This window comes from Planctomycetia bacterium, assembly GCA_015075745.1.
Taxonomy (GTDB): domain Bacteria; phylum Planctomycetota; class Phycisphaerae; order UBA1845; family UTPLA1; genus UTPLA1.
In genome coordinates this window covers 469,846-480,977 of sequence record JABTTW010000002.1, presented here as the reverse complement: position 1 = coordinate 480,977, position 11,132 = coordinate 469,846, and the positions used below count along the sequence as shown (strand labels likewise).

The 11,132-nt window shown below is 61.5% G+C and carries 5 protein-coding genes and 4 pseudogenes; 3 read left to right on the top strand and 6 right to left on the bottom strand.

Annotated elements, in window-relative coordinates; all coding sequences use genetic code 11:
• Positions 1–568 precede the first annotated feature (568 nt).
• Positions 569–3,874: a hypothetical protein gene (locus HS101_15510; GenBank protein MBE7507673.1), complete on the top strand. Its 3,306-nt coding sequence runs from the start codon at positions 569–571 to the stop codon at positions 3,872–3,874.
• A 77-nt stretch (positions 3,875–3,951) separates the two neighbouring features.
• Here the strand turns inward: HS101_15510 and HS101_15505 are convergent, their stop codons facing one another.
• Positions 3,952–4,272 (bottom strand): hypothetical protein, encoded by a 321-nt coding sequence (locus tag HS101_15505; protein ID MBE7507672.1) that lies wholly within the window; start codon positions 4,270–4,272, stop codon positions 3,952–3,954.
• 600 nt (positions 4,273–4,872) lie between these two features.
• Between HS101_15505 and HS101_15500 the strand changes: the two are divergent.
• A pseudogene (locus tag HS101_15500) lies at positions 4,873–5,061 on the top strand (hypothetical protein).
• 162 nt (positions 5,062–5,223) lie between these two features.
• Positions 5,224–6,609, top strand: coding sequence for a PQQ-binding-like beta-propeller repeat protein (locus HS101_15495; protein ID MBE7507671.1), 1,386 nt, complete (start codon positions 5,224–5,226; stop codon positions 6,607–6,609).
• 7 nt (positions 6,610–6,616) lie between these two features.
• On the opposite strand, the pseudogene HS101_15490 reads toward HS101_15495, so the two are convergent.
• The 5 genes and pseudogenes from HS101_15490 to HS101_15470 form a co-directional block, all read right to left on the bottom strand.
• A pseudogene (locus HS101_15490) lies at positions 6,617–7,750 on the bottom strand (IS630 family transposase).
• 97 nt (positions 7,751–7,847) lie between these two features.
• Positions 7,848–8,315: pseudogene (locus tag HS101_15485) on the bottom strand (IS630 family transposase).
• A 127-nt stretch (positions 8,316–8,442) separates the two neighbouring features.
• Positions 8,443–8,790 carry a hypothetical protein gene (locus HS101_15480; protein ID MBE7507670.1) on the bottom strand — a complete coding sequence of 116 codons (348 nt, stop codon included), beginning with the start codon at positions 8,788–8,790 and terminating at the stop codon, positions 8,443–8,445.
• Positions 8,791–8,938: 148 nt separating this feature from the next.
• Complete coding sequence (locus HS101_15475; GenBank protein MBE7507669.1) at positions 8,939–9,394, bottom strand: transposase; 456 nt, start codon at positions 9,392–9,394, stop codon at positions 8,939–8,941.
• Between the two features lie 229 nt (positions 9,395–9,623).
• Positions 9,624–10,943 (bottom strand): annotated as a pseudogene (locus tag HS101_15470) (IS1380 family transposase).
• Positions 10,944–11,132 lie beyond the last annotated feature (189 nt).

The following is an 11,132-nucleotide window of genomic DNA, read 5'->3' as shown; positions in this document are numbered from 1 at the left end:
CCAAACCATCATCGCCGGCTTGCGGGAGGGATGCCGACCCCCGAGGCAGCGCAGCGAGCCATCCGTGGGGCTGGGGATGGGTCCCGGCTCCGCGCGATCCTGGGGTCGTGCCGACTCCCCTAACTCACGCCCTGGCCTAAGTCTGCGGCCAATTTCCGAACTCCTGGATCTGGGGAGGTCCCAGAATTGTTAACGTAATCTTGACAATTCGCGGACCCCACCGTTAGAGTGAAATTGCCCAGTCTCCGCAGTTCCCATGCGAGCATTGCGGGGACGGGGGGTTAGCTCAACGGAGCATGGAGGGGATTCACGCCGGTAAAACGTTCTTTCGTGCATCCCTAAGCAAGTTTCGATCCGCTTTTTCGGACTCACTTGGTCAGTGGCACGGAGATTGACTAGGGGGTCCCCTAATTACATCCAGGCGCGTCAGCCGCTTGTCTGGAAAAAGGAGATTCGGGCTTCGAAAAGTGCCCATGGAAATAAGCAAATTGTAAGCTTGGGTAAAGGCTTGGCGGCAAGAGCTGGCCTTTACCCGCGAATTGACCCCGTTTCAAAAAGGGTACACGTCATGCGGGATCGATTTCAATTGCCGCCGAGCGCCAGTTTGGTTCTCGCGGCACTACAGGTAACAGTTGTCGCCGCAGCCGAAGTGCCATGGCCGGCCGAGGCGCTGAGCGCCGCGACCAATCTCACCGCCGTTGAAGGCCCCGGTACCAACGACTTCCATGTCAACATGAGTTCCGCGTTCTGGAATCCGCAGACGCGCCGTCTCTGGGTGTGCAGAAACGGCGGCACCGGCGGTTCCAAATTCTGGGCCCTCCGCGAGGATGGAAACGGAAGCTTCGAGATCGACTATCAAAACGGGCTTCGCGGCGAATGGACCAACTTCGGCGATCTGGAAGCCGTCACCCAGGCCCACTACGGCGAAGCAGCCATCTATCTGCTCCTCGAGGGCGAAGAGCGCATCAAGGAATACTCCATCGCCACCTACGGTACCGCGGTACTTGTCAATAACTGGAACACCTCGCCGCACCTCCCTCTCAACGGCGGGTCCGGGGCGGAGGGGCTTTGCTTCGTGCCGGATTCATTCCTTGCCGCGCAGGGCTTTGTCGATGGCAGCGGCAATCCTTACCTGAGCCAGAACGGCATGGGCGGGCTCATGTTCGTCGCACACCAGAACGGCGGACGGCTCTACGCATTTGATCTCAATCGTTCAAACGGCACTTTCACTTTCGTCGGGGCCTACAAGACGAACTACGGCGAAAGCTGCGAACTGGCCTTCGATCGCTCCGACGGTCGCCTCTACATCCTGCACGGGGCAGATTGGAATCGGATCGAGGTCACCACGCTTGGCTCCACACAGGTCTCTGGGGAGCGCAAGCTCAATGAGATTCTCACCTACGGCCGGCCCGCCGGAAGCCCTTCAAGCTGGAATCTTGAGGGCTTCGCCATTATGTCGAACACCGACTGTAACTCTGATCAGCGAAGCGTCTTTTTGACCATCGATGACGGCGGTGCGAACTCTCTACTCTGGTACAAGCAATTTCCCTGCACCTGCGGCTCGGGCGACGACGACGGCGACGGCGTGCTCAATTGCACCGATACCTGTCCCGGGACGGCCGCAAGCCAGCCCGTCGACACGAATGGTTGCTCCTGTTCGCAGAACGGCCAGCAGGCTCCCGCAATCTCGACGCACCCGGCTCCGGTCACCGCATGCGTTGGAAGCTCCGCTCAGTTCTGCGTGACGGCCACCGGTACGCCCCCCCTGAGTTATCAGTGGCGCAGAAACGGCGTCGACATCAGCGGGGCCACGGCGTCCTGCTACTCCGCTACGCTGGCCGGCGCTTACACCTGCACCGTGACCAACAATTGCGGATCCGTCCTGAGTAATTCCGCGTCCCTTTCCCATAACGCTGTGCCATCGGTCACCGGTCACCCTTCCGCAGCCACGATTTGCAACGGCCAGACCAATCAATTCTGCGTCACCGCGACCGGCGCGGCCCCCCTGACCTATCAGTGGCAGAAGGACGGCGCCAACGTCTCGGGCGCGAACAGTTCCTGTTATACGGCTTCGTCAGCAGGTTCGTACCGCTGCGTCGTCACCAACTCGTGCGGCTCCGCCACCAGCAATGCAGCCGGTTTGACGGTCAACGACGTCCCCACCGTCGCCACTCAGCCCGTCGCGGCAACGATCTGCTCGGGACAATCCAACCAGTTCTGCGTCGTCGCTTCCGGCGTCGGCCCGTTCACGTATCAGTGGCAGAAGAACGGCGTCAACATCGTCGGTGCCACGTCGTCTTGCTACTCGGCGACGGTCGCAGGTTCCTATCGGTGCATCATCCTGAATGCCTGTGGTTCGCGGGCCAGCAACAGCGTCGCTCTGACGGTCAACACCGGCGTTGCCGTGACCTCGCATCCGACTTCAGGCTCGGTCTGCACCGGCCAGACGCGGCAGTTTTGCATAACCGCGACCGGCGGCGGCACGCTTACCTACCAGTGGCAGAAGGACGGTGCGGATGTCGCCGGCGCCACCGCATCCTGTTACGACGCAGGCCTGGCCGGCTCGTACCGATGCGTGGTCAGCAACGGCTGCAGCAGCGCCACGAGCAACAGTGCGACCCTGACGGTCAATGTCGCACCCGCGATCACTTCACACCCCATCTCGGGCAGTGTCTGCTCGGGCAACTCTCTGCAATTCTGCGTCGTGGCAACGGGCGCGACGCCGCTCAGTTACCAGTGGCAGAAGGACAACGTCAACATCGGCGGCGCGACTTCCAGTTGCTATTCGACCTCCACGCAGGGGGCCTACCGATGCGTCGTCACCAACGCCTGCGGCTCGGCAACCAGTAACGCGGCGCTTCTGACTCTTCAGTTTTCGATGACCTGGTACCGCGATGCGGACAACGACGGCTTTGGCAATCCGCTTGACTTTCAGCTTGGCTGCTCGCAGCCGGCCGGTTACGTCTCCAACAATCTCGACTGCAATGATGCCAGCGCCGCCTACAACCCGAATGCCGTCGATGTTTGCGGACAGGACCGCAATTGCGACGGCATCGCACCGAGCGCCGCCCTCTGGTATCGCGACTTCGATGGCGACGGTTTTGGAAACCCCCTGAACCTGATCTCTTCATGTACGCAGCCGGCCGGATTTGTGAGCAACTTCCTGGATTGCGACGACGGTCAGGCCGCCGTGAACCCCAATGCCGTCGAAGTCTGCGACGGAATCGACAACGATTGCAACGGACTGATTGACGAACTCGGTGACAGCGATGGTGACGGCGTTTTGGATTGCCTCGACGCATGTCCCGGCACGCTGACCGGCGCCGCGGTGGACGCCAACGGTTGCTCCTGTCAGCAGCTCACGCCCGGTGACTCCGACAACGACGGGATCGGCGACTGCGTGGACCTGTGCCCCAATACGCCCGCCGGTAACGCCGTCGATAACACCGGCTGTGCTTGCGCACAGATCGTCCCGATCGTAGACTTGGATCGTGACCGCGTCCCCGATTGTGCGGACGCTTGCCCGAACACCCCTCTGGGTTCTGTGGTGAATGAGTCCGGCTGCTCCTGCCTGCAAATCAACCCGAATGCAGATGCTGACAGTGACGGCGTGCCGGATTGTCTTGACCAGTGTCCGGGCTCGCTGCTGGGGTCCACGGTCAACGAGTTCGGTTGCCCCTTTGCGGATTCCCCGGTCAATCCGGAGCGGGTGGGACCTGGCACGGATTCTGGCGTCAGATCGACCGACCCACTGATCGGCAGCGGTGCGTGCGGGGCGGGATCATCCGCAACGGCCACGCTTGGACTCGTTCCGCTTATGGCCTTCGGCTACCGACGACGGCGACCCGGGCGCATGGTTAGGAAGACGAGATAATCGCCGCATGGCGCATCGTAACGGTTGGAAGTTCGTAGCCCGCTGAGGGGCGGGTACGCACTTTGAGCCGGTGCGGCTCAACGGGATGTCTGGAAATCGGGTGCGGGTAGTCGGGCGTCGATGGGCTCAGACACCAGCTCGTGGCACGTCTCAAACCAGCGACATGCACGATCGCAGCTTGCCGAGTGCGACCCGAAGCACATCGAGAAACCCTGTTGCCGCTGCGACTCCCAGATGAGGTTGAAGTCCGGCATCCACCCCGTCCGGATGGCCATGCGAAATGCCTTTTCCCGAACGAGATGACTGGGAGAAATGAAGGGCACACCCATTCGAATTGGATTTGCGGCCGGCTTGATCGCGTCCGTCTTGGAGGGTGGACGAAGTTCGTCAATGACCATCCGTGGTGCCCTTCACGTCAGCGTCCTGTGTCCGTCCGTGGCAAGGTCGCCTCGCCCGGCCTGGAGCTATCGGCACGAGGCATGGGCGGCTGAAGTAAGTAAAGTCACGCCGGGTGCGGGACGGACGGTTTCGGATGCGAACGTCATGGCAAAACAAGGGAACTGTGGGACATCCGTCGCGCAGCCTCCTTGACAGGCAGAGCATAGGGACAAATCCCGCGCATGATCGGCCGACCGCGTGAGCCGTGCGCCGGGCCGCCGTTTGGCACAAGTGCCAACGCTTCATGAAATCCACGTATTCGTCTCTTCGACCACCCCGATTCTCAGCCCGGGCAGTCCCCTCGGTCGCAACTGGCTCGATTTTCCCTGGTACTGAATTCAAGCCTTCTGCGCCATCGCCCGGCAACGGGTGGATTCATCGTCCCCGCGGTGAGTGTCGCCCGTGTGACACCTACGGCGCGGGCTCGGTTCGTCACGGCGCCCGGCCCCCGGATACGGTGTCTGCACGGAATAGGGGGGGAATGTCGCCCGTGCATTCGCCCGGAAGGCGTCAACTGCCGGGATGCGGTATAATGCCCCGCTGTCGAAAGGACGTGTGACATGAGCTTTGAAGAACGGGGCGATGCGGTGGTGGCGGCGCTGGATGCCGAGGAGCTGAAGTTGATCTATCGGGTGCTGCATCAGCACCTGGCGGAACATCCGGAACTGATGGACACAGATTTCCTCATCGAGCTGCAAAACTACCTTCAACGACAGGCGAAGGCCGCCGGTGTGGACATCAGCGACCACGGGGCCTGGGATCACTGGATTGGTAACGAAAATGCGACGCCGTGCGATGTGCGATTGGGACGGCGACGACGGATCGATCCGGAGTCGTGACTCGACGCGCTCTCCTTGCTACTGTGCGGGCGGCGTACGGATGATTTCAAATGAAACGGGAGGTCGGTCGTGATGAAGACGAGCCTAAACATCAGTGCATGGGTGCTGGCATGGACCGTGGCGAACATGGCGGCCGCCGCGCCGCCCAAGACGCCCGGCCGGGCCGACTTCTGGCCGCAGTGGCGGGGGCCCAACGGAACCGGCGTTGCATTGAGAGCGAATCCGCCCACCGAGTGGTCGGAGGAAAAGAACATCCGCTGGAAGGTGCCGATGACCGGGCGAAGTCACGCCACGCCGATCGTCTGGGGCGATCGGGTCTTCATCGTGACGGCGGTCGAATCAGATCGTACTCCGGCCGAAGCAGGCGCATATGTTCAGCCCGGCGATCGTGATGGACGGCAAGGCCAACCAGGCCGCCGGCGCGGGGGCTTCGGCATGCGCAACGCAAAGCCGACCAAGGCCTATCAGTTCCAGGTGATGGCCCTCGATCGCAAGACCGGCAAGACAATCTGGAACACGACCGTCCACGAAGAGGTTCCTCACGAGGCGGGCCACCCGGATGCGTCGCAGGCGTCCGCTTCGCCGGTGACCGACGGAGAGCACGTCTACGCCTTCTTCGGATCCTACGGGCTTTACTGCCTGGACATGAAGGGCAAGGTGAAGTGGGAAAAAGATTTCGGCGACATGAAGACGCGCAACGAGTTCGGCGAGGGCAGTTCACCGGCCCTTTACGGCGACACGATCATTGTTAATTGGGATCACGAAGGAGACGACTTCATCGTGGCCCTGGATAAGAAGACCGGCAAGGAATTATGGCGCCGGGACCGCGATGAGCCGACGACATGGTCCACGCCCATCGTCTTCCGGGCCAACGGCAAGCCGCAGGTCGTCGTCTCCGCGACCAACGCGATTCAGGCGTACGACCTCAAGACCGGCAAGGACATCTGGAGCTGTCGCGGGATGACCGCCAACACCATCCCCACCCCCATGATCGGCAACGGCCTGCTCTACTGCATTTCGGGTTTTCGCGGCGCAGCGCTCCTGGCCATTCGCTATGGGGCCGCCAAGGGCGACATCACCGATTCCGGCACTGTGGCATGGCGATACGACAAGGATACGCCGTATGTGCCCTCGGCGCTCCTTTACAAGGACGTGCTCTATTTTCTCGACAACAACCGACCGATTCTGACCTGCCTCGATGCCAAGAAGGGCGAGCCGCTCGCCGAGAAGATGCGAATTGAAGGCCCGGACATGATCTACGCCTCGCTCGTCGGGGCGGCCAACAAGGTCTACATCGCCGGTCGAAATGGAAAGACGACGGTGATCAAGCACGGCGGTGAGTTTGAGGTGCTGGCCACGAATGTGCTGGATGACGGCTTCGAAGCGTCCCCGGCCATCGCCGGCGACGAAATCTTCCTGCGCGGGCGAAAGAACCTCTACTGCATCGCCGAGGACTAGTACTCCGTCATGTTTCAATTTGCGGGTAAAGCCGATGGAGCTTCACGCGGGCATCATCGGTGGTGAACTGCCAGTTGATTCGTTTGGATCGATGGTTCCGATTTGATTCCCATGCCTTCACTTGCTTTGTTAGGGCCTTTTCATCGGGGACGCGGCCGTTGAGAGCCTGCTTTTCCATCACGCTGAACTCGATCTCCGCCATATTCAACCACGATCCATGCTTGGGCGTATGCACCACGTCCAGCTTGTCCATCAGCCGTCTTGCCTCGGCTGGAGGGAAGGCGGCATAAAGGCTCGACACGGTGTGGGTGTTGAAATTGTCCATCACCACGGTGATCTTCTCCGCACGGCGGTAGTGGAGGTCCACCAGCGCCCGCATCTGGCCGGCAAAGTCGGTTTTGCAACGCCGCGACGTCACCGTCACCTGCCGCCAACCTTTGAGCGGCTCCACGAAGACAAACAAATTCGCCGTCCCATTGCGCTCGTATTCATAGTCATACCGCGCCGCCTGACCCCGCTTCGCCGCCATCGGCCGACGTACCTCCGAGACCAGTTGCTTGGACTTCTCATCGAAACAGACCACCGGGCGTTTCGGATCATAGGGCCGGTGATAAACCTCCAGAACATTTTCCATCGCACAGACGAACGCCGCATCCTGGTCCGGCGGAATGCACCACATCTTCTTCTGCCACGGTTTCAACTCGTTTTTGAAGAACACGCCGGATCGTCTCATGGGACACCGCGTCCACGATCTTCAATTCCACCACCCGGTCGGCCAGCAGCCGGAGCGACCAACGTTCGTATCCCTTCGGCGGCTGCGAGCAGGCCACGGCCACAAGTTTGGCCTCCTTGCGGCCGTCGAACTTTGGCGCCACCGGCGGAAGGGCCGTTTCTTCGGTGCCAAACAGGCCTCCAATCCTTCCTCTACAAACCGCTTCCGCAGGTACTCGATGCTCCGAACCGACACCGCCAGGCCTTCTGCGATCCGCGTATCGGGCCAGCCCGGTCGTGACTTCGATTCATCCGCCTGAAGCAGAATGTTCGCGTGCCGAATTTTGTAGGCCGCCGCCCTGCCCGTCGAAACCAACTCCTTTAATCGCCGCCGCTCCACCGCCTCCAGCCGAACCACATACCGTTTCATCGCCGATCCTCCATGATCAACAGGCCATCCACGGCCATCCAATCATGAACATCGACCCTTTCCAAAAATAACCCGCAAAGCTAACGATGACGGAGCACTAGAGCGGTTTGCGCATTTCTGTAGCGATTCCGCAGTGCGTAAAGTAGCCGATGGCATCGCCGGGCGTCACGGCGGCAATCGCGCGGCCCATCGCCTTGCACAACGGCTCGAAGCTTCGCGCCGCCGCACTTCGCAGGTACTGCTTCACCTTTGACCACATCGGTTCAATCGGATTGAAGTCGGGCGAGTACGGCGGCAGGAACAAAGCGGTGGCGCCGACTTGAGCGATGGCCTCCATCGCGCCCGGGGCGTGGTGCGAGGCCAGGTTGTCCATCACCACGATGTCGTCCGGCTTGAGGGTGGGCGCGAGAACCTGGCGGACATAGGCCGTGAAGGCCGCGCCATCGATCGCCCCGGGCAACAGCATCGGCGCGGTGGGTCCGCTCAGCCGCAGTCCGCAGAGCATCGTCGTGGTCTGCCAACGGCCATTGGGCGCATGGGCCTTGACCCGCTGCCCGCGCGGGCGCGCCCCGCAGCCGCGTCAGGTTGGTCTTGGCCGAGCTCTCATCAATAAAACAAGGCGATCCGGATCGAGGCCGCCCAGCGCCGCCTGCCAGCGCTGCCGCGCCGCCTTCACGTCCGGACGGTTCTGCTCATCCGCAAAGAGCGACTTTTTTAGCGACAGCTTCATCTTGTGGAGCGTGCGGCAAAGGTGGCCCAGGGTGACCTCCAGACCCAGCCGGTCGCGCAGTTCGGCCAGGGTCGCATCGGGCTGGGTCTCCACCAGCCTGCGGAGCCGCGCTTTCGAGCGTCGTTGAGCTTCGGGATCGGTCCGGCCCGATGCGGCAACGCGCGATGGTGCCGAGCTCACGCCGTCGCTGCTTCAGTCGCCGAACCCAGGCCGGCGACACCTCGAACGACTTCGCAACCCGCGTGGTCCCATGCCCGGCATCGCACGCCGCCAGCACCCGTTTTCGCAGATCCATCGAATAGGCTTCCATGCCAAAGTACTCCTTCGGCAACCAGCCTAACCTCTAGTGCACTATGGCGCTAGAGGGACGCGCAATCTGCTCTAGCCCAGGGTAGCCGCGACGCGGCTACCCTGGGATCATGATCGTCGAGAAGATTCAACCCCAACGGGGTTGTGGCCTAATCCCACACATACCGTTTGTCGAATTCGATTTGATGCTTTTCGAAGAACGCGAGAAGCTCGTTTTGATAGGTCGTATGCCGGTGGTGCTCCTCCTGCTGCGCAATGTAATCAGCTACTCGCGATATATTCGATTGGCTTACTGAAAAGCATGCATAGCCTGCCTGCCACTGGAAATCTGCGAGGTTTCCTGTGTGGCCCTTGAGCCACAAGGTTGACACTCGTTTTATTTCCTTAACCCAATCGGCCTGAGAGATAGTCCGCCCCAATCGGGCAAGGATATGGACATGATCGGCAACACCACCGATACGCACGGGAGGACAATCGAGTTCCCTGCTGATGCCGCCCAAATACGCGTGTAGGGCTTCGCGAAGGGCGACATCGTGTAGTAAAGGGCGTCGGCCTTTCGTGGAGAAAATCAGATGAACATGCACGGCTGAGAGCGACTGCGGCATGACGGCTCCTCAATGCCACAACCCCGGTGGGGTTGAATGGGTCTGGCGGACATTTTCCCAGGGTAGCCGCGTCGCGGCAACCCTGGGCTAGCCCGCATATTTCATCAGTGATCTTCGAATGGTGATGGACGGAGTTTTTCGGCTTTGTGCGTGAGCGGAGGGACGAAGGTGGAGGTTGGAGCGCGCAGGGCCCCCTTACCCCCAAGCGGTGATCAGGTTGTTTTTCGGGTCATGATGGGGCGGGCGGGATCAGGCGGAGTCGTGGAACCAGGGATCGCCACAGGTCCTGCAGGGGGCAGCTGCTCGACAGTCGCAGTACGACGCGGCGCACGGAGACGACCACCCGCGCGGCGACCTTGAGGAGTTTCAGGCGAATGGTGTTCACCTGGGCCTCGGCCAGTTCGGTGCCGGCCAGGGCCGTGCGGCGCAGCGTTTCCACCAGGACGTAGGCCGCCGAGGACAACAGCAGCCGGAACTGATTGGCCAGGAAGGCGTGGCAACTGGTGCGATCGGCGAAGAGCCCGAGCTGCTGCTCCTTGATGCGGTTCTCCATGTCGCCGCGGGCCGTGTACAGACCGTCGTAGATATCGTTCGGCGTGCGGTCGGTCAGGTTGGTCACCACGAATCGAACGTTGGGCCCCTGAACCAGCCGCTCGGCCTTGACGATCACGCGCGCGCGGCGATCCCAGGTCTGCGCCGCGTACTCGATCTCGTGGAAGTTCCGCACCTTCTGCTGCGTGGTGGCGAACTGGGCCTCGGCCGCCTGCATGAAGGACTCGGCCGCTTTCTCAGGACGGTGTTGCGGGCCAGGCCCAGCACGTACTTGACGCCGTGCCGGTCGCACCATTTCATCATTCGCCGGCGGCAGAAGCCGAATCCCCGCGGACGATGATCCGCACCCCGGGCCACGCCTGTCGCAAGCCGCTGCACCAGCAGCTTCAGGATGGGCCAGGCGTGATGGGCCCCGTCGATGTTGCTGGGCCGCAGGTAGGAGACCAGCAGCCGCGAGCCGCAGAACACATACAGCGGTAGGAAGCAGTGGTGGTCGTAATAGCCGTGGAAGAAGCGGCCTTCCTGGTTGCCGTGGATCGGATCGTCGGTCGCGTCGAAGTCGAGGATCAATTCCTCCGGCGGCGATTCATAGGACGCGATGAACTGCTCCACCAGCACACGCGACATTCGTGCCAGGTCGCCGCGCGTGACGCGGTTCTCCAGCCGGCACAAGGTCGGACTGCTGGCCAGCGGCTCATCCGCGCTCGGCGGCCGCCCGGTCAGGACCGCCAGCACGGGATCGCTCCGCAGGGCTTGATGGTCGTTGAGATCTTCGTAGCCCATCGCAATGGCAAAGATGCGGCAGGGCCAGCATGACCCGCTGGTCATGTTGAATTCAGGCCGGATCACGCGGGTCGTTGATGACCCCGGCCAGTTGATCGACCAGGCCCAGACGCCGCTCGACCTCCCGAAGCAGCAGACCCCCGGCGTCTGAGGTGAGCGTTCCGCCTGTGAAATCGGCCACGATTTTCTTGCGGCCGAGACTGGAAAAGAACATCGGTTTGCTGTTACAGTCTGTCACGAAAAAGCCTCCCTGCCTATGGACCGGAATGTTCTTACGAAACCCCAGTCTACAAGGCTTCGAGGCTTTTTCTATTCCTATTCAACGCCGACCTGATGAAATATTCGGGCTAGAGGGCTTGAACGCTTTCAGCGTATCAACGGGATGGGAGCAGTACGTCATTGA